This is a genomic window from Pseudenhygromyxa sp. WMMC2535, from assembly GCF_011083025.2.
Window position 1 is genome coordinate 5,577,886 of record NZ_JABJWV010000001.1, and the last position, 22,836, is coordinate 5,600,721.

16 protein-coding genes are annotated in these 22,836 nt (G+C 68.0%); 10 read left to right on the top strand and 6 right to left on the bottom strand.

Going from position 1 to position 22,836, the window contains the following annotated elements:
- Nucleotides 1-79: 79 nt before the first annotated feature.
- On the bottom strand, nt 80-865 hold the full coding sequence (locus G6O69_RS21990) for a TetR/AcrR family transcriptional regulator (RefSeq protein WP_172305475.1): 786 nt from the start codon (nt 863-865) through the stop codon (nt 80-82).
- A 342-nt stretch (nt 866-1,207) separates the two neighbouring features.
- Complete coding sequence (locus G6O69_RS21995; RefSeq protein ID WP_172305476.1) at nt 1,208-3,112, bottom strand: feruloyl-CoA synthase; 1,905 nt, start codon at nt 3,110-3,112, stop codon at nt 1,208-1,210.
- Nucleotides 3,113-3,148: 36 nt separating this feature from the next.
- On the opposite strand from G6O69_RS21995, the gene G6O69_RS22000 reads away from it, so the two are divergent.
- The 4 genes from G6O69_RS22000 to G6O69_RS22015 all read left to right on the top strand — a co-directional run bounded on the left by G6O69_RS22000 (nt 3,149) and on the right by G6O69_RS22015 (nt 8,081).
- Complete coding sequence (locus tag G6O69_RS22000; RefSeq protein ID WP_172305477.1) at nt 3,149-3,922, top strand: hypothetical protein; 774 nt, start codon at nt 3,149-3,151, stop codon at nt 3,920-3,922.
- 244 nt (nt 3,923-4,166) lie between these two features.
- Complete coding sequence (locus tag G6O69_RS22005) at nt 4,167-4,646, top strand: hypothetical protein (protein ID WP_172305478.1); 480 nt, start codon at nt 4,167-4,169, stop codon at nt 4,644-4,646.
- Nucleotides 4,647-4,804: 158 nt separating this feature from the next.
- On the top strand, nt 4,805-6,355 hold the full coding sequence (locus G6O69_RS22010) for a vWA domain-containing protein (RefSeq protein WP_255215843.1): 1,551 nt from the start codon (nt 4,805-4,807) through the stop codon (nt 6,353-6,355).
- 253 nt (nt 6,356-6,608) lie between these two features.
- Entirely contained in the window at nt 6,609-8,081 is a 1,473-nt protein-coding gene (locus G6O69_RS22015; protein WP_176397016.1) for a hypothetical protein, read from the top strand.
- A 124-nt stretch (nt 8,082-8,205) separates the two neighbouring features.
- Here G6O69_RS22015 and G6O69_RS22020 read toward each other — a convergent pair whose 3' ends face one another.
- The 3 genes from G6O69_RS22020 to G6O69_RS22030 form a co-directional block, all read right to left on the bottom strand.
- The gene (locus tag G6O69_RS22020; protein ID WP_176397017.1) at nt 8,206-9,174 is read right to left on the bottom strand and encodes a phosphatidylcholine/phosphatidylserine synthase; all 969 of its coding nucleotides are present in this window, start codon (nt 9,172-9,174) and stop codon (nt 8,206-8,208) included.
- Nucleotides 9,175-9,179: 5 nt separating this feature from the next.
- The gene (locus tag G6O69_RS22025) at nt 9,180-10,772 is read right to left on the bottom strand and encodes an FAD-dependent protein (protein WP_172305479.1); all 1,593 of its coding nucleotides are present in this window, start codon (nt 10,770-10,772) and stop codon (nt 9,180-9,182) included.
- An 89-nt stretch (nt 10,773-10,861) separates the two neighbouring features.
- A complete protein-coding gene (locus tag G6O69_RS22030; protein WP_255215844.1) occupies nt 10,862-11,560 on the bottom strand; it encodes a Crp/Fnr family transcriptional regulator in 699 nt (232 codons plus the stop codon).
- 254 nt (nt 11,561-11,814) lie between these two features.
- On the opposite strand from G6O69_RS22030, the gene G6O69_RS22035 reads away from it, so the two are divergent.
- The 6 genes from G6O69_RS22035 (at nt 11,815) to G6O69_RS22060 (ending at nt 22,327) form a co-directional block, all read left to right on the top strand.
- Nucleotides 11,815-12,498 (top strand): prepilin-type N-terminal cleavage/methylation domain-containing protein, encoded by a 684-nt coding sequence (locus tag G6O69_RS22035; RefSeq protein ID WP_172305480.1) that lies wholly within the window; start codon nt 11,815-11,817, stop codon nt 12,496-12,498.
- 35 nt (nt 12,499-12,533) lie between these two features.
- The gene (locus G6O69_RS22040; RefSeq protein WP_172305481.1) at nt 12,534-13,121 is read left to right on the top strand and encodes a hypothetical protein; all 588 of its coding nucleotides are present in this window, start codon (nt 12,534-12,536) and stop codon (nt 13,119-13,121) included.
- An 18-nt stretch (nt 13,122-13,139) separates the two neighbouring features.
- A complete protein-coding gene (locus G6O69_RS22045; RefSeq protein WP_176397018.1) occupies nt 13,140-14,816 on the top strand; it encodes a prepilin-type N-terminal cleavage/methylation domain-containing protein in 1,677 nt (558 codons plus the stop codon).
- Nucleotides 14,817-14,848: 32 nt separating this feature from the next.
- Nucleotides 14,849-15,739 carry a hypothetical protein gene (locus tag G6O69_RS22050; protein ID WP_255215845.1) on the top strand — a complete coding sequence of 297 codons (891 nt, stop codon included), beginning with the start codon at nt 14,849-14,851 and terminating at the stop codon, nt 15,737-15,739.
- A 12-nt stretch (nt 15,740-15,751) separates the two neighbouring features.
- Nucleotides 15,752-19,930, top strand: coding sequence for a type IV pilin biogenesis protein (locus G6O69_RS22055; RefSeq protein WP_255215846.1), 4,179 nt, complete (start codon nt 15,752-15,754; stop codon nt 19,928-19,930).
- A gap of 837 nt (nt 19,931-20,767) precedes the next feature.
- On the top strand, nt 20,768-22,327 hold the full coding sequence (locus tag G6O69_RS22060; RefSeq protein WP_172305483.1) for an HAD-IG family 5'-nucleotidase: 1,560 nt from the start codon (nt 20,768-20,770) through the stop codon (nt 22,325-22,327).
- Nucleotides 22,328-22,349: 22 nt separating this feature from the next.
- Here G6O69_RS22060 and G6O69_RS22065 read toward each other — a convergent pair whose 3' ends face one another.
- On the bottom strand, nt 22,350-22,805 hold the full coding sequence (locus G6O69_RS22065) for a hypothetical protein (protein ID WP_172305484.1): 456 nt from the start codon (nt 22,803-22,805) through the stop codon (nt 22,350-22,352).
- Nucleotides 22,806-22,836: the final 31 nt, after the last annotated feature.

Consider the following 22,836-nt stretch of genomic DNA (forward strand, 5'->3'; position numbering starts at 1 on the left):
CCAAAACACGACGCGCCCGCCGGACGACCGGCGAGCGCGTGGCTGAGCTGATTGGGCTGCGGACAGCTCGGCGCGGCCCTCAGCGGGGCGCGGCCTCGGGGACCGGGCTGACCTCGGGGGCGGGGGCGGGGGCGGGGGCGGGCGTCTTGGCGGGGCTGCTCCAGCCCAGCGGCGCCCCGGCCTCGTCGTCACCGACGCTGGCGGCCGTGATGCCCGAGCGGATCAGGTCGAGGCTCTGGCGGACCAGCGAGCGCCACGACTCCTCGTCGACCTGTTGCCCGCGGGTGGGCTCGGCGATGAGCTCGTGGACGTCCAGGCGGGTGTGGGCGAGGACGGCCTCGGGGATCCCGCGGAGCACGAGGGCCTCGATCATGTGGGCGAGGGCGTCGGCGTCGAGCTCCTCGCGGACCTCACCGCGGCCCTGGGCGTCGCGGATCGCCTGGGTCAGCCCCGAGAGCTCCTCGCGGCGCAGCTCCTCGTGGAGCGGGCGCAGCTCGGCGTCGGTGGTCGGCTCCATGGCCGTCGTCGCCAGGCGAGCGAGACGGGGATGCGCGAGCAAGAAACCAACCGCGGCCAGGGCGCGCTGTTCGACGGTCTCGAACAGTCCACCGCGCCCGACTTGACCCTCGCGGCCAGCCTGCCAGGCCTCGCGCCGACGGGGCAGCTCGTCGACGAGGAGCCAGTGGTAGAGATCGAGCTTATTGTCGAAGTACTGGTACATGCTGCCCTTGGCGATACCTGCGCGGGACACGATCCGCGACAGTGACGCCTGGCGGTAGGGGTACGTCGAAAACTCGTCGATCGCGAGCTCGGTGATGCGAAGGCGCTTCTCGTCGGGGAGGTTGAGGAAGGTGGGTTTGGGCATCTTGTGTGTCTCTCGTAGGCTGCGCTCGAGGCGCGGTGCTGAATTGATACTTGCTGTCAGCTCAATCAACTCGCCAATCACAATGAAGGGCGGTAAACGTCGATTCGTTGGTGCATGTATTCGACAGCTTCGCTGTGAGCGCACCCCGATTGGCCGTCCTGGCCAGATGTTCTGAGGCATAATGCCTCCATGGGGCGATTTTTCGGCCTGCTGGAAGACGCCGGGTGGCTCGTCACTATGAGAATGCACGCAATTTCAACTGGAAATCAAGGCCCGAAATTCTCGCGGGCCGGTCCCATTGACGAGCCCCTAGATTGCCCGACAATCAATTAGAAAGCTGTCTTACTCTTTGGGGCGAATCACCACAGGGCTGTCGCCAAAGAGTACACGGACATCACACTCGCGACGGCTGAGTACCGCGCGCTGATTGATGTAGCCTTTGTCCGTAATCTCGCCGCTATCGATGGATGGCGGGGTGGCGAGCAAGAGCGCGCGCTCGAATCGTGCGCTGCTGCCAGGATGCGCGGCGTTATGCCCCTCGAGCGCGCTCGCGATGGCCTCTCGCACCGGTGAAGCGGTGAGAACTCGCTCGGCGCTCGCGCTCGCCTCGAGTCCGCAGCGCGCGCGGCATGCTGCGAGGTTTGGGAACAGCAGCACGCCGAGCTCGCGGCGGTCGTGGCCGGCGATCACGCAATCGGAGATCAGCGGCTCGCAGGCGGCGATCAGCTCGAGGCGGAGCTTGCCGACGTGGACCCAAGTTCCGGAGCTGAGCTTGAAGTCTTCGGCGACGCGACCATCGAAGATCACGCCGCGCTCGGGCCGCTGGAGATCGGCGAGTTTGCCGGCGTCGCCGATGCGGTAAAAGCCGCTCTCGTCGAACGCAGCGGCGCTCAGCTCGGGATCGCGCCAGTAGCCAGGGGTCACGTTCGGCCCGCGCACGCGCAGCTCGAGCTTGTCGCCGCTGGGGACCATCGCGATCTGCGTGCCCGGCATGGGGTTCCCGATCACCCCGGCGTGCTCGATGGGCCAGTGCACGACGGTGGAGCAGGGGGCGGTCTCCGTCGAGCCCCACGCGGAGACCATCATGACCCGCGCGCCGCGGGCGAGGACGGACAGGGCCTCGAGGCGGGCCCAGAGGTTCTGCGGCAAGGCAGCGCCCGCGTAGAAGAGCAGCCGCAGCCGGGAGAAGAGATGATCGCGCAGTTCGGGATCCGCCTCGAGCGCAGCGATCAATAGTTCGAATCCTCGGGGGACATTGAAATAGAGGGTAGGCGCGCGCTCGCGGAGGTTTTGAAGCGTGGCCTCGAAGGCGCCGGGGATCGGCTTACCGCCGTCGATCCACAGGCTGCCGGCGTGCATCATCGCCATGTTGAAATTGAAGTTGGCGCCAAAGGTGTGATTCCAGGGTAGCCAATCGCAGAGCACTGGCGGGCGACCAGCGGCGGCGTCCTCTGCGAGGAAGGGCCACAGCTCGGCGAGCGCGGCCTGGTTGGAGCAGAGCATGCGCTGGGTGTTGATCACGCCCTTGGGCACGCCGGTGGAGCCCGAGGTGAACAGGATCTTGGCCACGCTGTCGGGGCCGAGGGCGGCGAAGGCCTCGTCGACGGCGGCGCTCGGGGAGGTCTCGCGCAGGCGGGCGAAGGTGTGGACCGGGCCGCGGTGGGCCGCCTCGGCGGGCGCGGGGTCGAGCTCGGCGGTGATCAGCGGGAGCGCGTCGAGGCCCGCGGCGGTGATCGCCGCGGCGTAGGGGGCGTGGCGCTCGACGAACACGACCCCGGGGGTGACCCGCTGGGCGATCAGCCGGAGCTTGGCGAAGTCCCGGGACATCAGCGAGTAGGCCACGGACACCGGCGTGGCCGGGACGCCGACGTGCATGGCCGCCAAGCTGAGCAGGGCGTGGGCGATGGCGTTGCCCGAGAGCAGCAGCAGCGGGCGCTCGGGGCCTGCGCCGAGCTCGAGCAGGGCCTGGGCGAGGGCGCGGACCGCCGGCAGCGCCTCGCCCCAGGTCAGCGATCGCCACGCCGAGTCGACGCGCTGGGGATCGCTGCGCTCGCCCAAGAACACGCGCTCGGGGTGGCGGGCAGCGTTGGCGACCAGGAGATCGCCGAGGCAGCGCGGGACCTCGCCGAGGGGGTGGAGGCTCGACAGGATCTGCGCGCCGTCGCTGCGCTGCTCACAGCGGACCGCGGGCTCGGCGAGGTGCGGGAGCAGCCACGCTGCTTGCTTGGGGTCGAGCTGGGCGGCCATGCGACCAGGGTATCAGTCGTGACTATACTGGGGGCCATGCGTCGCTCCTGGATCGCGCTCGCCCTCCTCGCTCTCGCCTGCGACCCCAAGCACGAGGCGCGCAGCCGTGAGCTGCTGACCGAGGCCGAGGCGCAGGCGAAGCGGGCGGCGGCCCGGGCAGGCGAGGAGCTCGACCAGGCGCGGGAGCGCTACGAGGTCGACGAGAAGGTCGAGCGCGCTCGCGAGGAGCTCGCCCAGGTCCGCGAGCGGGCGGGGGAGGAGCTCGACCAGGCGCGGGAGCGCTACGAGGTCGACGCCAAGGTCGAGCGCGCCCGCGAGGAGCTCGCGCGCGGCCTCGACGAGGCCGCGAAGACCTTTGACCAGCTCGCCCAGCGGGCCGTGGAGGAGGGCCGAGAGCAGGGCGCCGAGCTCAGCGAGCGCCTCGCCTACGAGCCGATCCCCGGCGCCGCGGAGGCCGTGGACTGCGAGGCGTCGGGGCGCCGGTGCACGGTCAGCGCCGCGTTCATCGACGCCCTCGCCAGCGACCCCAGCCAGCTCGGTCGCGAGGCGGTGCTGCTGCCCGGGCGCTCGGTCGACGGCGTGGCGGGGCTGCGGCTGTCGAAGCTCGAGGCGGGCAGCTTGCCCGCGCTCCTCGGCCTGCGCGACGGGGATCTCTTGCTCGAGGTGAACGGCGTGAAGCTGGCCTCCTTCGATGCGATCCGCGAGCTCGACGCGGCCTTCGCCGGTCGCAGCGAGGCGCTGCTGCGATTCGAGCGTGGGGGAAACCTGCGCGAGCTGACCATCGTCCGCGTCCCGTCTGGGCCGGAGTGACGCGGGGGCCGATCTCCCTCCGCAGGTCGAGCGTCGCAGGCACGCCGACGCAGGTTCGAAGAGCAGCGCCCGCGCGGCCTCGCGCAGACCTACATGTCCTTTGGACCAATTTCCGAACAGTGGTCGCGACGCGTACTGAGATGCGCGCTAGAAATCACCGCCCAACCCTCGTTAAAGCCACGCGAATCACTTTTGAGTTCCCTCCCAGGCGTAAGCCTATACGCTGAAGATGGTGACGACGTTGATGCATACTTGGAGTCTCCCCGAGCAGGTCTGCCTGCCGCGTGGTCTCGCCGCCGTCCGTGGGAGCGTGTTCATTCTCTATCACCCGCAGCAGCCCTCGGTGGAGCGGGCGCAGCGGGAGTGTCACGCCTTTCGTCAGCTCCACGGTCACTTCGACTCGGTCAGCGTGTTGATCTGGTCGGGTCGCCCCTTCCCGCCGCCCTGCGCCGAGGTCCGCTCGCTCTATGCCGAGGCCTTCCGCAGCGGGCCCTCGGTGGAGGCCGTCGCGTGGGTCGTCGACACGGTGCTCGGCGTGGGTCGGAGCATCGTCGCCAGCATCTCGGCGCAGATGTTCCCGCTCGGCGCCGAGACGCGGATCTTCCACGAGCCTTTCGAGGCCGCTGGTTGGTTGAGCGCGCGCGCCGGAGAGGGGAGCGGGGACGTGGACGCGATCCTCGACGGCCTCGACGCCCTCGACCGCGCGACGCCCGAGCTGGCCTGAGTCAGCGCTGGCTGGCGCTGTGTATGCGCTGAGGGCCTGTGAACGTGGGCGCACGGCGGAGCGCGCTCGCGTGCTTGGCGCGGTCGAAGAGTCATGTGCGGGTTGAGGAAGACCGCGGGACAGCAGTTTTGGTAAGCTCGCTTCGGAACTCGGCTCCCATGAAGCGATCCACTTACTTTGCATTGCTCGCGTCGCTGCCCTTCTTCCTCGCTGTCGCCTGTCAGAGTTATCGCGAAGACGGCGACGACGAGGCCGGCTCGACCGTCATCGTCGAGGACGACAGCGCCGACGACCTCGACTCCGACGACACCATGACGGAGGACGGCGTCGACGAAGGAGAGGCAGATACCGACGGATGCCCGCCGATCACCGGCTGCCTCGACCTCCCGCCCGAAGATCCGAACCCGCCCGGCTGCAACGAAGAGGGCGAGTGCAACCTCATCGACCTGCTGTTCGTGATCGACAACTCGGGGACCATGGGCGAGGAGCAGCTCAACCTCGCGCGCAATTTCCCGCTGCTGATCCAGCAGCTCGAGGGCCTCGAAGACAAGAACGGCCAGCCCCTGGAGCCGAACGTGAACATCATGGTCACGACGACGGACTTCGGGAACCCGCTGTGCAAGCCCTTCGCGAGCGATGACCCCGAGCAGGGCGCCCCGGTCGCTAGCGCCTGCGTCAAGCGCCTCGACGGCTTCACCGGCCTCGCGCAGATCAACCCGCCGGTCTACGAAGAGGCCTGCACCGAGGTCTGCGCCGAGCCTGGCCTCGAGCCGATCGACGACGAGCTGATCATCCACTTCGGCCCCGACGGCGACAACGTGCCCCCGGTCGAGGATGTCGACATCAACGGCGACGGTGTCCTCGACAGCCCTGTCGCGCAGACCCTGGCGTGCATCGGGCCCCAGGGCATCGACGGCTGCGGCTACGAGTCGCCGCTCGAGTCGATGATGCAGGCCCTCAACCCCACGGCGGCGTGGAACTGCGGGTCACCCGACGACCCCGCGGCCTGCCCCAACGGCGGGACCACCCGGCCCTTCCTGCGCCAGGGGGCGATCCTCGCCATCGCGATCGTGACCGACGAAGCCGACTGCTCCGTGCAGGACTACGCGATCATGACCGACGACGACTACTTCGCCTCCCTCGACGGCGAGAAGCTGGCCAGCTCGGCGCTGTGCTGGAACGCGGGCGTGACCTGCAACGGCCCCAACGCCGAGGGCGTCTACGTCAACTGCTACGCCGACGACAGCAACGAGGGCCTGCACCCGATGAGTCGCTACAACGACTTCCTGCAGGAGTACATCCGCGTTGGCCTCGACAAGGAGGTCATCATGCTCGGGATCCTCGGTGTGCCCCCGGTGACCGCACACAACGAGGACCCGCCCCACGAGCCCACCGCCGGCGGCGTCCACGACCTCGTCTATCGCAAGTGGCGGGAGTCGGACATCCTGCCGGAGGACGCGCTCAAGGGCATCGACGTCGACTACCAGCAATGGGCCTTTGGGATCGGGCCGGGCTGCACCGGCCAGGACGGCATGGGCGAGATCACCGGTCAGGCCATCCCCCCGGTCCGCGTCAAGGAGGTCTGCGAGGGCCTCAACTACGACGACAAGATCCGCTGCTGTATCGAGTCGGTCTGTGACGATGACTTCAGCGCCGCGATCGGCTGCCTGACGGACACGATCCAAGAAGTCTTCGTGCCTGTGGGCTGACCCTCACTGACGAGTCGCGCTCGGGCTCGGCTCGAGTTCGCAGGTACGCGGGTACTGTGCGAGCTCGGGCTGGGCTCGAACACCATGGGCTGGACACGGGGCTGGGGCTGGGGCCGAGTGCGAAGATACCGCCTGGACACTTGGGGGCGCGGCTCGCCGCGTGTGTGCGCACTTTTGCCCTGGGCTTCGGGTTGCGTGTAGGCTCTGGCGACCGCTGGATTGCAGAGGAACGATGCACCGTACCAGTAAAAACTTGATCTTCGCTTCAGGCCTCGTCGGCGCCATGGGCCTCGTGTTCGCGTGCTCGGACGACGGCAGCGAGGGGAACACCTCGGTGGCGATCACCCTCGGTGACACCCTCGGCTCGGCCGACGACGACATCGACTCGGGCGACGAGAACGAGACCACTGAGGAGGGCTCCACGGGGCCGCTCCTCGACATGGAAGACACCACGACCTCGGGCACGCCGGGCTGCGCCGCGGGTGACAGCACCTGCAACCAGATCGACCTGCTGTTCGTGATCGACAACTCGGGGACCATGGGCGAGGAGCAGGTCAACCTGTCGGCCAACTTCCCGCTGCTGGTCCAGAAGCTGCAAGACCTCCAGGACAGCGAGGGCAACCCGCTGACCCCCGACGTCAACATCATGGTGACCACCACCGACCTCGGTCACCCGCAGTGCACGGCCTTCCAGCCCGACGGCTACGAGCCGGCCCAGGGCTCGCCGGTCGACACGCCCTGCATCGATCGCCTCGACGACTTCACGGGCCTGGGCAGCAACCCGCCCTCCTTCCCCGAGGCCTGCACCTCCGGCTGCCCGGTCTCGCTCAAGCCCTCGGACTCCTTCATCCACTTCGAGGGCGACAACACCAACGTCCCCGGCAACGACGTCGAGGGCGCGCTGAGCTGCATCGGGCCCCAGGGCGTGGTCGGCTGCGGCTACGAGGCCCCGCTCGAGGCCATGCTCCAGGCCCTCAACCCCGGCGCGCAGTGGAACCAGGGCACCAAGCCCTTCCTGCGTGATGGTGCGACCTTGGCCGTGGTCGTGATCACCGACGAGGCGGACTGCTCGGTGCGCTCGCCCGACGGCTACGCCTACTTCACGAGCGCCGACCTCGACACCTACTGGGAGATCAACCCCGACACCCAGACCAAATCGCAGGCGACCTCGGCGGTGTGTTGGAACGCGGGCGTCGACTGTGGCACGCCCGACGCCAACGGCGTCTACGCGGACTGCACCTCCATCGACACCGGCGTGCTCCACCCGCTCTCGCGCTACCTGACCTACCTGCAAGACGAGCTGATCGCCTCGCAGAACAAGGAGGTCATCATGCTCGGGATCCTCGGCGTCCCGCCGGTCACGGCACACAACGAAAGCCCGCCCTTCGAGCCCACGGAGGGCGGCGTCGAGAGCCTCGTCTACCGCCAGTGGGTGGATGGGGCCTACCCCGACGGCGACATCTTGCCGGAGGACATCGCAGACGAGGTCAGCGCCGCGCAAAAGGAGTTCGAGTTCGGCATCGGACCGGGCTGCACCGGCGAAGACGGCATGGGTGGCTTCACCGGCCAGGCGGTCCCGCCGGTCCGCGTCAAGGAGGTCTGCGAGGCCCTCAACGAGGACGACAAGATCCGCTGCTGCATCGAGTCGGTCTGTGACTCGGACTTCTCCGACGCGATCAACTGCCTGACGGGCATCATCCAGGACTCGATCGCGCCGATCGGCTGAGCCGCGCGTCCTGCTTGCGAGAGAGCCCCGCTGGTCCGCCAGCGGGGCTCTTTGTCTTCGTCTCCATTCGGCGTGGCGCGGCGCGGCGCGGCGCGGCGCGGCGCAGCTTGCCTGGTCGGCGGGCTCAGGAGGGGCTGGGGGGCTCGCTCGCCTGGGCGGGCTCCTCGGCGTGGACGACGACGCCGAGCTCCTCGAGGACCTCGCGCTCGTCGTCATCGGGCACGCCCGCCCGGGTCTCGGCCAGCTCCTCTCGACGCCGCCGGCGGTAGAAGACCAGCTCCTCGGCGAGGCCGAGGATCACGAACAAGCTGAGCAGGGCCACGAGCACCGCCGGGGCGTTGATGCGCACGAAGGTGAAGGCGGCGAGGCCGATGAGCACGACGAGCACCGCGATCGAGCGGCGGTTGAGCCGGAGGTCCTTGAAGGAGCGGAAGCGGACCCGGCTGATCATCAGGTAGCTGAGCACCAGCACGAGCACGGCGATCGCGGCGTGGTTGCTGACATGGGTCACGCCGATCGCTCGGTTGGCGAGGACCAGGGCGACGAGCATGTTCGCGGCGATGGGGATCGGCAGGCCGATGAACTGGGCGGGCTTCTTCTTTTGGCCCTCGGCGTCCTTGGCCGGGGCCGGGCCCATGCGCTCGGTGGTCATGATCTGCGCCGCGCCCTTGGCCTGCTCGGCGAGCTTGGCCTGCTGCTCGCGCATCGCGAGCACGTTGAAGCGAGCCAGGCGCAGGGCGCCGCAGGCGGTGAACACGAAGGCGATGACCAGCCCCCAGCGGCCGAGGGCCGCGAGGTCCCAGCGATAGACGAGGATCGCCGGCGCGACGCCAAAGGTGATCACGTCGGCGAGGCTGTCGAGCTGGGTGCCGAGGTCCGACTGGGTCTTGGTCAGCCTGGCGACGCGGCCGTCCGCGCCGTCGAAGAGCAGGCCAAAGACGATGGCCAAGGAGGCCTTGTAGAGCAGCTCGTCGTCGCTGACGCCGCCCTCCTCACCGAGGCGAGCGGAGAGCACGATGCTGTAGAGCCCACAAAACACGCTCGCGAGCGTGAACAGGTTGGGCAGGATGAAGAAGGTCTTGCGAAAGTCCACGGGCGTCAGGGGGAAGTATGCCCGGCGTCGGGGCGCTGCGCCCGAAGCTGGTGGCCGCGGCCGGCCTGGGAGATGGCGTCGGCGACGGCGACGCCGTCGAGGGCTGCGCTGACGATCCCGCCGGCGTAGCCCGCCCCTTCGCCGCAGGGGTAGAGCCCGGCGAGGCTCGGCGAGGCGAGGTCTTCGCGGCCACGGAGGACGCGGACCGGGCAGCTGGTCCGGCTCTCGAGGGCGACGGCGATCGCCTCGTCCGAGGCGAAGCCGGGCATCTTGTCGTCGAGGCGAAGCAGGGCCTCGCGCAGGGGCGCCGCGAGCTGACCGAGGATCTCGTCGAGGCGGCTGGGCACGACCCCGCGGTGGTAGCTGGTGTCCGGGAGGGCGTCGCTCGGGCGCGCGGCCACGAAGTCGGCGAGGGTCTGCGCGGGGGCCACGAAGGCGCCGCCGCCGAGGCGAAAGGCGCTGGTCTCGAGGGCGGCCTGGTAGGCGAGGCCCGCGAAGGGATCGCTGGGGTCGTAGCCGGCCGCGCGCAGCTGCTCGGGCCCGACCGGGGCCACGAAGCCGCTGTTGGCGAAGCGACCGCGGCGCTGCGAGGGGCTCATGCCGTTGACCACGAGGCGCTCGGGCTGGGCCGCGGCGCACACGATGTAGCCCCCGGGGCACATGCAAAACGACCACGCGGCGCCGCTCGGGACCTGCTCCACGAGGCGGTAGCTGGCCGCGCCCAGGGCAGGGTGCCCGGCGAGCTCGCCGTACTGGATGCGGTCGATGGCGCGCTGGCTGTGCTCGATGCGGACACCGATGGCGAAGGGCTTGTGCTCGAGGGCGACCCCGGCTCGGGCCAGCCAGGCGAGCACGTCCTGGGCCGAGTGCCCCGGCGCCACGACGACCTTGGGCGCGAGCATCCGCCGGCCGTCGGCGAGCGCGACGCCCCGCAGGGCGCCGCCTTCGAGGATCAGGCCGTCGGCGCGGCAGCCAAACTCGATCTCGACGCCGGCCGCGTGCAGGTGCTCGCGCATGGCCGTGATCACCCGGGGCAGCTTGTTGGTGCCGATATGCGGCCGGGCGTCGACGAGGATCTCGACGGGGGCGCCGTAGGCCACGAAGGCCTCGAGGATCTCGCGGACCGGGCCGCGCTTGTCCGAGCGCGTGTAGAGCTTGCCGTCGCTGAAGGTGCCCGCGCCGCCCTCGCCAAAGCAGTAGTTGGACTCGGGGTCGAGCTCGCCGCGCTGGCTGAGGGCCGCGAGGCCGCGCCGGCGCTCGCGGATGGCCTGGCCGCGCTCGAGGATCCGCGAGCGGATCCCGTGGCGGGCGAGCTGCCAGGCGCAGAACATCCCCGCCGGCCCGGCGCCGACGATCAGCACCTCGACCGCGCCGGTCATCGGGCGCAGCTCGAGGGCTTGGGGCAGGGGAGCGGGGGGCGGCTGGAGGCCCTCGGGCCAGACCTCCAGCTGCGCGCGGACGCGGACCCGACCGCCGCGCGCGTCGATGCTGCGCCGGCGCAGGCGCCAGTCAAAGCGGGCGTCGTGAGCCCAGCGCAGCTTGTCGGCGATCGCCTCGCGCATGCGCGCGTCGTCGATGAGCGCGTCGGGATGCAGCACGAGCTCGAGCGTCGTTGGCTTCGACGTCGAGCTCGACGAGCCCCGCTTGCGGGAGGGCCTGCGCGATCGCTTGCCCAAGTCTGGGGTCCTCAGGTCGCGGCCTTGAGACCCTCTTGATCGAGGACCACGACCGTGCGCCCGTTCATGTTGATCAGCCCCTTCTTCTTGAACTGCGCCAGGGTCAGCGAGATCGTCTCACGCGTCGAGCCGATCAGGTTCGCCATCTCCTGGTGGGTGATCTTCAGGCCGATCTGCACGCCGTCCTCGGTCTCCTGGCCGTATTCGTCGGCGAGGTCGAGGAGCAGCGCGGCCAGCTTGGCCTGCACGTCCTTGAACACGAGGTGCTCGAGCTTGGTCTCGAGCTGCTTGCGGCGCTTGCCGACCTCGCACATGAATTCGAAGCACAGCTTGGCGTCGGAGAGCAGCAGCTCGCGGAACACCTCGACGGGCAGCTCCGTGATGATCGCGTTCTTCATCGCCTCGGCCATCTCCTCGCGCGGGGTGCCGTCGGCGACGGCGAGCTCGCCGAAGATCTGACCGGCGCCGCGGTAGGCCAAGGTCAGCTCCTTGCCGTCGCGGGTGACCTTGCTGGTCTTCACCCGCCCGCCGTTGATGAAGTAGACCTGCTCGCCGGGGTCGCCGGGGAGGTAGATGACCTGTCGGCGGGGAATCTCGCGCAGCTCAACCTGAGAGATGAGCTCCTGTAGCTTGGCCGGTGGTACGGTCGCCAACAGGGGGATCTTGCGCAGATGCCACAGAACTCGCTTGTCGTCTTGATTTCGGTCCATGGCCGTCCGTAGGCTGGGTATCATGGTACCGATCACTACGAAAATCGACAAGAATGTTAGCCGGATGACTGACTGAGTCAAAAAAGGGCTTCAGTGCTGAAAAAACGGCGATCCAGGCGATCACAAAGATAAAAATCGCGCTCCTCGGCGCAGCGGTACGCGGCTTGCTTGATCCATGAGAGCTCCGTGAGCACGGATACGGATCATCTTCAAAAGAAGCCTTCGCGTTTTTTGCGCGATTTTGTAGAAGAGAAATGATTTCATCCATTTACAGCAGCACAAAGTCGCCGCGTGAGGCGCCTGGCGTAGTTCGCGCTAAGAAGTGTTTGCGGCCTGTACGCAAATATTTCATAGCTGAGCGATCTCGCGCCGGTGAACGCGGCTTCACCCTCACCGAGCTGATGATCGTCGTCACGGTCATCTCGATCGTCGCGGTCGTCGCCTTCATCGGTATTCGCAATGATCAATGGGAGGGCGCCTACTATCGATTCACCGATGACCTCGTCGGCTCGGTCATCCAGGCGCGCAATCGGGCGATCGATGATCAGACCGAGGTTCGGATAGAGATCCAGTCCGATCGTCTGGAGGTCTATTGGACGGATCCAGAGACCAAGGACGAGGTCCTGCTCTGGGGCAACTATCGCGACAAGATCGACGGAGGGCTGCTGGGCACGCAGGCATGCATCACTGGCATGGCCCCCGGGATCTCGGCGCCGAGCGAGTCCAACGACGCGGCCATGCCCGTCAACTGCCTCGGTGGGATTCAGAGCCTGACCTTCATGCCCGACGGGAGCTTCGTCGATCCAGACAACCCCCTCGACGACGCGGGCATGACCATGGTCATCATGAACGCCAGCTCAGCCTCTGCCAATTATTCGATCATCGAGATGTTCCCCGGTGGTCTAATTCGCAAGTTTGACGAGATCCCCGCGCCATGAATACGCGAACAAAAAACAAGCACTCAAATGATGGCGTGCGTCGCCGAACTCGACGCGGTGAAGCCGGCTTCACCATGGCCGAGGTCATGGTCTCGCTGATCGTGTTCATCGTCGCGGTCGTCGGCCTCGTCGCAATGGAGAGCCGGGGTATCGAGGCTCAGCGCGCGTCCATGGAGACCCGCGAGGGCGAGCGCCTGGCGCAGGAGGTCATGGCCGAGCTGATGGCGACGAGCTTCGGGGAGCTGATGGAGTACGACTTCAACGGCGGACAAAACCCAGCGCTGCCCTATGACGACGCGACGCTGGGCACCTGGGAGCTGCGTGACTATGGCGCGGTGCCCAACGCGACCGGGGATCGGCCGCCGGGCATGCGCGCAGACTTCTTTTGGGTCGGGCGCACGGTCGATCGCTGGCCCGAGAACGGCCTCGGCACCCCCGACGCGCTCCAGGTCGAGGTCACCGTGCTGTGGATCGACTACACCAACCCGGCATTTCCTCCGCCGGCCGATGTCACGGTCAGCGACCTGATCCCGGATAACATCGATCCGAGCTCGGCCAACTATCTGCCCTGGGTTCGCGGCGTTCAGCTGCGCACGGTTCGAGTCAACGATGCGGGCCTGTGAGCCACTGCGAGTAAGGCAATGAGCATCAGCCAAAAAACGCTAGCAAAGCTTCGTCGCTCGGCCGGGTTCACGCTCATCGAGTTGATGGTTGCGATCTTGGTCTCGTCGATTGTGCTCATGGGTGTGTTTGCCTTTGCGACCATTCAAAAGGACACGGCGAACATGCACCACCGCCAGGTGCTCGTGCAGCAGGCCCTCGAGGGGGCGATGCATTCGATCGGCACGGACCTACGCATGGCCGGGCTCGGCTTTGGCCGGACCTGTAGCGAGATTCGGATCTGGTCGAACAGCGAGGGCAAGCTGATCAACCCCGGCGCGATGCGGGGCGATGACCTGGGCAACGTCTACGTCGACGGGGTCACCAACGAGCCCTACTGGGTGCTGCGTGACGGCGTGCAGGCGCACTGGCGCAGCTCGCCCGACGACGGCGCGAATAGCCTCGCCGGGGACGCGAACACCACCTCCGCGGCGACCTCCAGCGCGGCCGACAGCTTCGACGTGTTCCGCGGTGAGCTCAACATGGTCCCGGGATCGGGGCTGTTCGAGGTCTCGACCCTGCCCTCGGCCTCGGGGGTCAACGCGGTGATCGAATTCGAGAGCAGCACCTTGCTCGATAATTCCAACGGCACGCAAAAGAGCGCCGTGCGTCAGATGTTCGCGCCGGGCTCCTTCGTGCTCGTCGTTCCGGTGCTCGACAACAAAAAGCCCTATTACCCGACCAACCAATCCCAGTGTGCGCTGATTCAGGTGACCGGGGAGGTCGACGCGGGCGGGAGCGTGACGAACTGGAGCCTGCCGATTGGCAACACCTCGCAGTTCAACATGAACCTCGAGGTCTTGCTCGGGCTCAATAATACCGTCGTCCCCGACGACGCCTCGGGCGCTGGGGTCGACGGCGGCGACTGGTTCGACCCCGCGGGCGTGCCTCGCCTCGAGCTCGTGCCGCTCGGCCGCGCGCGCTGGTCTCGCTACGAGATCGACTACACCGTGCCTTCGCGGCCGATGCTCGTGCGTTCCGATATCATCGGCTGGCGCGAGGGCGATCCGAGCGCGGGCGGGAATGTCGAGACTTACCCGGGCTGCACGGGCGCCAGCTGTCGGATGCCGACGCTCTATCTACCGAGCGGCGTCGTTCAGCCGCCGCGCGTGGCGATTGGCCCGATGATCGAAGACATGCAGGTCGCGGTCGGCTGCGACGGCTGGTCGAGCCTCGCGATCCCCGTCGCCGATGGCGAGGTCCCGGCGCCCGATGTCGGCTTCGAGGAGAAGGGGCCTGGAGACGGGCCATTGGCCAATCAGGCCAACCGAAAGGTCGACGAGCGCGACGCCGTCGACGACCGCGGAAATGACGAATGGATCGGTAACGCGACCCAGGAGAACTGGGCGCCAGACTGCGTGTCGTGGGGCACGGCGCAGCGCAACGCGGCGGAGTGGGCCGGCGCAGGGCCGGCGTCCGAGGCCAAGACGGCGCCTGGCTTTCGCATGAGCCCGCAGGTGATTCGGGTGACCTTGGTCGCCAAGCCAGACACCCTCGCGGGTGGCGCAGATGTTGCGACTGACGCGCTCTACAATGAATTGGTCGCCATCGAAGATCGCCCGACGATGGACGCGGTGATCCTGAATCGTGAGTATCGGACCTTGACCGAGCGCTTCCAGGTCCGCAACGCGCGCTGGCGTCCTCAGGACCTTCGCTGACCGAGTCGGCACATTCACTCGAGGGAGACGACATGAACGACACCCGAGCCAATAATCGAAGCCGACGCCAGCGGGGCGCGACCACCATGCGACGCCACGGCCAGCGAGGCGCGACCACCATGCGACGCCACGGCCAGCGAGGCGCGACCACCATGCGTCGACAGCGAGGCGCGACGATGGTCAGCGTCATGCTGCTCACGGTCTCGCTGCTCACGGTCGGCGTGCTGGTCGTGCGCACGGCCAACCGCGAGGTCTCGCAGGCCAACGCTTTGGTCGCGCGCGAGCGGGCGCTGATGGCCGCCCAGGCCACCGTCGACCTCGGCGCGGCCCAGCTGCGCGACGCGATCAACCAAGGCGCCGCGATGCAGACGGTCCTCGACCAGGCGCTGATCGGCTACAACCCGGCCGCGGATCCAAACGCCTGCGCGTCGATCTTCGAGGACTGCATCCCTGGCGGCGACGGCAGCGGCGACGCCCCCGGCACCGGTCAGAAGAACCGCTGGGTCACGGGCAAGTCGGACTGCGCCGGGCGGCCCTGCATGCGTCAGGGCGCGATCGCCCGGCTGCCCGACGCCAACGGCGTGGACATCGACTGGGTCCAGGTCCCGCTGCGCGACCTCCTGCCCGGCGCCGACGCGGAGGCGCGGGTCAGCTTGTGGATCCGCAACAACTCGGCCGACGCCATCGACGGCGGCGGCGCGGGCAGCTGGACCACCGACGGCGACGGCCGCGTCGTGCTCACGGGCATGGCCACGCTGCGCAACACCACGATCGCCGTGGAGCAGGAGTTCGTGCTCGCGCCCGGCGGTGACAAGCAGGCCTGGTCGATGAGCTCGCCGGACCTGGGCTACGGCGGCGGCCACAACAACGACAACGTCACGGCCGACGTCTGCATCGAAAACTTCCTGGGTTACGAGGGCTGAGAGGTGAGGACGATGACTACGCGCAATCAACATCAACGTCGTCGCATGAAGGGCGCGCTGACGCGGGGGCTGGTCCACGCGCTCGCGCTGGCGATGCTCGCCTTTGGCGTGTTCGGCTACGCCGCGCGCAGCGAGGCGCGCCTGGATCCCTTCTACATCATCCGCGGCCAGAGCTTCGGTCAGATCAAGCCGCGGATCTTGTTCTTGCTCGACAACTCGGGCTCGATGGGCATGGACGAGACCTACAAGCCCGGCGCGACCTACCCGGACACGAAGTGCTGGTGGGACAATTGCGAGGACGAGGACGCGGGCTTCTTGCAAAGCCGGATCCACGCCTCGCGCCAGGTGATCCGCGAGCTGATCGCCGACAACGAGGACCGGGCCGACTTCGCGCTGATGACCTTCGGCAACGCGGTCCCGCCCACGAGCGTGGACACGATCCCGGAGCCCTGCATCGACCTCGACACCGCCGAGGAGCGCCGCTTCACGTGGATCGAGAACGTCAACCAGCCCTACTCGACGCAGTGGAAGCCGGCCTCGAACCCCTTCGGGGGCCAGGGCTTTTGGCTGCTCTGCGGTGACAACCGGCCCTTCCCCTACCTGCGTCACGACGACCTGGGCGGGATCTCGATGCCCAACAACAGCACCGCCGAGCTCGCGGATCAGCCGCTCTACCTCAGCGAGGGCACGCTGACGGACTACGAGGACTCGAGCAACTACGTGCGCAAGGTCCAGTTCTTCCCGCGCTTCGTGGGTCGGCGGGCCAACCTCGACTGCTCGGACAGCAACCAGGAGGCGATCGCCCTCAACAGCTGGGGCGACTGGGGCAACGACGACGCGGCCAAGCTGTCGAGCGTCTGCGGCCGGGACTTCTACTACTGGCCCTACGTCGACGGGAACCCTGGCTACTCGTACTACGACGGCCAGAGCGCCAACAACTTCTCGCACCAAGAGTGCACCGACAACGACACCTGCGCGACGGAGACGGACGAGACGCACCGCTTGGGCGTGGTCCGCCGCAACCAGCTGATCGGCACGACCTTGTACGCGCCCTTCTACTCGCAGGCGGTGATCGACGACCCCGGGATCGCGGCGGCGGACAAGGGCCCGCTGACGACCGAGGACGCGCGCTTGATGCTCGACGGGATCACCGACAAGCAGTACGCGGGCGGCTCGGACGTCACCGGTGGCACGCCGATGAAGGTCGCCATGGGTCAGCCCAAGTACGCGGTCTACCTCGACGCGGACAACAACATCACCGGGCTCAAGGCGGTGGTCCCGGTCTCGAACGCGCCCTTCGCCCACGAGACGGTGGCGCACTACCTGGCGTTCATGCGGACCAACGGGGCGGACCAGGTCTGCCGGCCGCTCTCGCTGATCATCGTGACCGACGGCCAGCCGGATCCGTGGTGGAAGCAAGGCGGCTCGGATCTCTACGAGCGCCTGCGCGACACCAGGCGGATGCTCGGGGTGAAGACCTACTTCATCGCGCTCTCGGACGGCGTGGTCGCGGACGCGGAGACCTTCGACCGCGCGCAGCAGATGGCCTGCGCGGCCTCGGGCGCCGAGGACATCACCACGCCCTGCGCGGGCGCCAACGACCTCGACTGGGACACCTGCCGCGACCCGGAGGATCCCGCCAACGACTGCGCCTACCTGGCCAGCAATCACGAGGAGCTCAGCGAGGCGCTGGTCGACATCATCACGCAGGACGTGGACACGGAGGTCCCCGGCGGCGCGCCGACGGTGGCCAACGACTTCCAGCTCAGCGATCCCGACGATCCGCTCTCGGATCAGGCGGCGGTCCAGACTTCGATCAGCGCGTGGACGGATACGCCGCCGTGGCGCGGGCACGTGGTCCGCGCGGCCTGTGACGAGGAGGATCCCGACAACCCCGGCGTGCTGACGGACTACTGTCAAAACGCCAACGACCTCGCGATCGACACCGAGGAGGAGGAGAGCTTCGGCCCGTGCGCGATCGGCCGGGCCTGGGACGCGGGCGAGTGCCTGCTCGACACGGCGCCGACGGACCGCCGGCTCTACACCCACGACGAGAGCAACCAGCGGATCAAGATCCACGAAGCTGGCGCGGCGACGGGGGCGTTCACGTCCTTGGTCATGAGCCTCGACAGCCAGGGCAAGATCGATCCGCCGCTGACGGCGGGCAACGAGAGCGCGGAGATCCAGGCGATGGTCGATCTGCTGATCGGCGTGGATCTACCCGACGACTGGAAGCTGCCGGGGCTGTCGAACGCGGCCCCGCTGCTGGTCCGGCGCGTGCCGGAGCACGACAACAACTTCCTGCCGAGCGTGGGGATCAGCGATCCGCACTGCGCCGGCCGGCGCAACGCCCAGGGCGACGACGTGCCGGACACGCTCAAGTCGTTCTCGAGCCAGGCGTGGGCGACGACCAGCGGGAGCGGCTTCGGGGTGCACTACGACTACGCGGAGGCGGTGCTGATCGGCGACGACTTCGGGGTCCTGCACGCCTTCCACTACGACAGCGGCAACGAGCTGTTCGGCTTCTTGCCGATGGCGCTGATCAACAACGCGCGGGTGCTCTCGGTCAACGGGCCGAGCAACTTCGGCCAGCCCAACTCGCTGGACGATCACGTGTTCGGCATCGCCTCGACGGCGAACGCCGGCTGGGTGTTCGACGACGACGCGAACAAGTGGCGGCACCTCGCGGTGTTCGGCCTGGGCGCGGGTGGCTCGGAGATCGTCGCGATCGACGTGGCGCACATGGGCCGGCTGCAGGACGACGATCCCTTCGACGTGCTGTGGACGAGCTCGACCTCGGGGATCGCCGGGGACTACGCGGACACGCTGGGCGAGACCTGGTCGCGGCCGGCCTTGACCTACGGCGTGCCCAACCATCAGATGTCGCTCGAGCCCAAGGGTTACCTGGTGTTCGGCTCGGGCTACAGCGACGGGGTGGGCGACGCTCACCGCGGGCGGGTGATGTGGGTGGTCGACGCGATCACCGGTGAGACGGTGACCGAGAAGGCCTACCTCGCGCCGCCGGCTTCGGGGACGACCTACGACACGGACGAGGACGTCGCGGCGGTCTCGGACATCGCGGTGTCCTCCCACTGTCTGTCGCGCTACTGGGGCGAGATGGAGGAGGCCTACGTGGCGGATCCGGCGGGCCGACTGTACCGCTGGGACCTGGCCACGGAGACCTCGAACGTGTCGAGCTTCCCGCACGCGGCGGACAGCGGCGGGACCTGGGCCAAGGACGGTCAGGGCTACGCGCTGGCCACGGAGGCGTTCCGCTTCCCGGCCTGCCAGGGCACGGGGGACTTCTCGTGCACGATCAACGCGATCGGCTCGGTCGGGACCAAGGGTGACGTGTTCACCTACCCGCCGGCGGTGGTCGCCAACAACCGCATCGACAGCATCGAAGATCCGGGCGAGCTGCTCGCGGAGGAGGATCGGGATCAGTTCCTGATCGCGCTGGTGTCCGGCAGCGCGAGCGATGCCGCGGTCGACGGCGGCGACGAGGACAACGACTTCCACAGCAGCATCTACCTGCTGGCGGACGACCACCGCTCGCCCAACGAGGCGGCGGGCTTCGACATCCCCACGAACGCGCCGGCGACGGCCGCGGGGGATCACTCGCACTTCATGCGCCTGCCTCTCAACCAGATCTCGCGGACGCGGACGCTGACCTACCCGGACGACTCGACGGAGGTGGAGACGCGGGCGTTCTCGAAGATGGCGCGGCCGATCCGTGCGCCGGCGATCTCGGTGACGGGGCTGGCGGTGGATGGGATCCAGCAGGCGGTGGAGGTGTTCTACGTGACCTTCACGATCTACGAGCCCGGGGAGCAGAGCTGCGACTCGCGCTGGTACGACGACGAGGCGAACGAGTGGGTGTACGACCGGGGGGCGACCTATGAGGTGACCTTCCGGCTGGTGGTCGAGGACGGTCAGGCCTTCGACTTCCAAAATGGGTATACGCTGCCGGGGACCTATGGAGATGGGTTTGGCTCGGGGGGCGGGCTGGAGGGGCCTGTGGTGGAGCAGGTCGGGGAGTGTACGGACGGGAACTGTGGGGCGGTGTTGACGACGCCGGATTACTCGCCTTGTGATCCGAACGAGAGCGCGCCGCCGGTGGGGGGGATGACTTCGATTCAGACTGGGTCGAGTGAGTTGAACGGGTTTACGCCTTTGGAGATCCCGCTTTAGGGTACTGGGGCCCTGCGGGGTTGGGGGCTCCCTCGGTTTCGGGGGGGCCCTTTTTTTGTTGGGGGTCTTGGTCTTTTTAGGAGGGTGGTGGTGATGGCGGGGAGGGTCTTGGTCTTTTTAGGAGGTGGTGGTGACGACGAGCACGCGCACGGGCCAGCAGGGGACCCTCTGGGCTCAGACAGGCTTGCGGACTCCGACGGGGTGGCTGTGAGAGGGTTTTTGGCCTTTGCGTGTGGTGTCGCTCCGAAGTTTGGGTACGTATGCAAAACTCGCCCAGAGGGTCCCCTGCTGGCCCTTTTGTGCGCGTCTTTGGCGGGGGGGGTTGCCCGCCTCCGACGGTGGAGAGGGTGGTGGCGATCGGGGAGAGCTGCCTGCTCCAGTTCGCTCGCTGTGTGGCGTGAAGGAGAGCGTCGCTGGAGGGAGAGCCGTCTGCTTCAGTTCGCTCGCTGTGTGGCGTGAAGGAGAGCATCGCTGGGGGGAGAGCTGTCTGCTCCAGTCGCAGTCGCTATGCTGCGTGAAGGAGAGCATCGCTCGGGGGAGAAGGACATCCCCATCGTCTGCGGCGGGCAGACCTCCCGCCGAAGACGCGCACAAAAGGGGCAGCAGGGGACCCTTCCGACGAGTTTAGCGTACGCACCCCAACTTCGGAGCGCCAACCCAGGCAAAGGCCACCAATCGCCGCCCCAAATTCGCCAGCAGTCAGCGATCTGTTTGAGTCGGAAGGGTCCCCTGCTGCCCCGTGCGCGTGCTCGTCGTCACCACGGCCCGACTCCCAAAACCAGACCCAGCGAGCGAGAGACCAAAGACTCCACTTGGTGCTAAGCTAGACCCTCCTCCATGCCCAGCAGCGAGCAGGAACTCCCCAAACCCATCCAACGCCTCCTCCGCGCGCTGGGCCACGACCGCGAACCCCCGCGTACGCGGCGAATCTTCACCAATCGGGACCTGGACTTCGAAGCCGTCCCCGTCGTCGGCTTCGACATGGACTACACCCTTGCGCGCTATCGCCAGGACCGACTAGAAGCGCTCTCGCTCGAGGCCACCGTAGAAAAGCTCGTCGCCGCCGGCTGGCCCGAAGCGCTCTACGAGGTCCAGCCCGACCCCGAGTTCGCGATTCGCGGCCTGGTCGTCGACACCCACCGTGGCAACCTGCTCAAGATGGACCGCCACGGCTACGTCGGCCGGGTCTATCACGGCCGCACCCCCCTCGACCGCCCCCAGCGCAAAGCCATCTATCGCGCCCAGCGGATCGGCCAGGAGCGCACGCGCTTTAGCTACGTCGACACGCTCTTCGCCCTGCCCGAGGTCACGCTCTATGCGGCGGCCGTCGACCTCATCGACCAGCGGCCAGAGCTGTGGGGTGGGGGCGGGCCGCCGGACTACTCCACCGCATGGGATCAGGTCCGCCGGGCGATTGACGAGGCCCACCAAGACGACAGCATCAAGTCGCGGATCAAGGCCGACGTCGGCGCCTACTTCGACCGTGACCCCGACCTCGGGCCGGCGCTGCACAAGCTGCGCTCCGCGGGCAAGAAGCTGTTCTTGCTGACCAACAGCTATTTCCCCTACACGCAGGCGGTGATGAGCTACCTGCTCGGGGGCGAGGGCGAGGCCTACGAGACCTGGCAGGGCTACTTCGACTGGATGGTGGTCGGGAGCTGCAAGCCGGGCTTCTTCACGGGCAGCGAGCCCTTCCAGGAGATCGACTTTGCGAGCGGGCGGGCGATCGGCAAGCCCCAGGCAGAGCCCAAGAAGGGGCGGATCTTTCAGGGCGGCAACCAGATGGGGCTCCAGCGGGCCATGGGCTGTGAGCCCGACGAGGTCATCTACGTCGGCGATCACATCTACGGCGACATCGTGCGTAGCAAGAAGACCTCGGGCTGGCGGACGATGCTGATCGTCGAAGAGCTCGAGCGCGAGCTCAGGGTCCGGGCCGACTATCGCTCGGCCCTCGACGAGGTGCTCACGCTCTCCGAGCTGTGGGAGCGGCTCAGCGAGGAGGTCTCGGATCAGCGCTACCTCCAGCGCGGGCTCAAGCTCGTCGACGTGGCGGGGATCCGGGCGACGGCGGCGGCCGAGGGGCCCGGGCTGAGCGAGGCCGAGGCGACGGCGATGCTGGCCCACACGCGGGCGCAGGCCAAGGCTCGGCTCGAGCGTCTGCGCGACCACGAGGACGCGGTCGCCGACGCGGTCAAGCGGCGCAGCGCCGAGGTCGATCGCGCCTTCAACCGCTACTGGGGCTCGGTCTTCGCCGAGCGCTACGACGCGAGCTTCTTTGGCATCCAGCTCGAGAACTACGCCTGCCTGTACACCAGCCGGGTCAGCAACTTCCTCTACGTCAGCCCGCACCACTATTTTCGGGCGCCGCACGGGACGATGCCGCACTGGCACCTGTGAGCGCGCAGCGGCGCGAGCGGGCTCAGGCGGCGGGGCTGTGCGCGCGCGCGCGGGCGTCGAGCTCGTCCTCGAGCAGGGCGGCCCAGGTCTCGAGGTAGAGGACCACGTCCTCGCGGGCGTTGCGACGTAGCTCGCGGCCGCGCTGGGCTTCGGGGAGGCGGCGGAGCACGCGATCGTCGCTGAGGTGCTCGAGATCGGCGAGGTCGCTGGTGTTCAGGCCGAAGTCGACGAGCTCGCGGATGATCTCGTCGACATGAAAGCCGCTCGTCGGGCAGTACTCGCGGGCGCGGTCGCGCCACTCTCCGCCACGCGAGAGCGCGGCCTCGTGGATCTCCCGCCGAGAGCGCTTGGTGATCGTCTGGGCGAGCTGGCCGCAGTTGCACATGCCCAGGTGGCCCCACTGGTAGGGCGCGCCGGCCCGCAGGCGCGCAGCGGTGGTTTGCAGGGCTTGGAGCAGCCGGTGGTTCGCGTACGCCATGGCTCGATTCTAACGCGTCGTGCTGATAAAA